The 349-nt window shown below is 65.6% G+C and carries 2 pseudogenes; one reads left to right on the forward strand and one right to left on the reverse strand.

Annotated elements, in window-relative coordinates:
- Positions 1-34: 34 nt before the first annotated feature.
- Positions 35-214, reverse strand: a pseudogene (locus MKL11_RS21895) (integrase core domain-containing protein); the annotation flags it as partial.
- Here MKL11_RS21895 and MKL11_RS21900 point away from each other — a divergent pair.
- Positions 136-349 (forward strand): annotated as a pseudogene (locus MKL11_RS21900) (hypothetical protein); the annotation flags it as partial. The pseudogenes MKL11_RS21895 and MKL11_RS21900 sit on opposite strands and share 79 nt — an antisense overlap.

A 349-nucleotide genomic window follows, 5' to 3' on the forward strand; every position in this document is an offset into this window, starting at 1 on the left:
TGATCGGCCCCCACAGGGTGGTCCAAGGTTAAAGTTAGTGCGCGGTAGTCCGCTCCACCACGGGTAGCTTGGCCGGCGGAGCTGGTCGGGCGAGCGCAGCCGGCCAAGCGGTGAAGGCTGGCATGAACACTTCTGGTGCCGGCGGCCGGTATCCCAGTGAGGCGTGCGGGCGTACGGTGTTGTAGTGACGTCTCCAGCTTTCGATCACCCGCCGGCAGCGATGGCGAGGCAGCCGACCGAGGCTTTCCGGCTTGGCTGACCCTTCCGAGCGATCAGGACCTCACCGGCGGTCGCTCCTGGCACTTGTTCTTCGCTTGGGCCTTCGTCCTGAACGGCCTCGCCTACCTAA

The sequence above is a fragment of the Methylobacterium sp. J-077 genome (assembly GCF_022829365.1).
Taxonomy (GTDB): Bacteria; Pseudomonadota; Alphaproteobacteria; order Rhizobiales; family Beijerinckiaceae; genus Methylobacterium.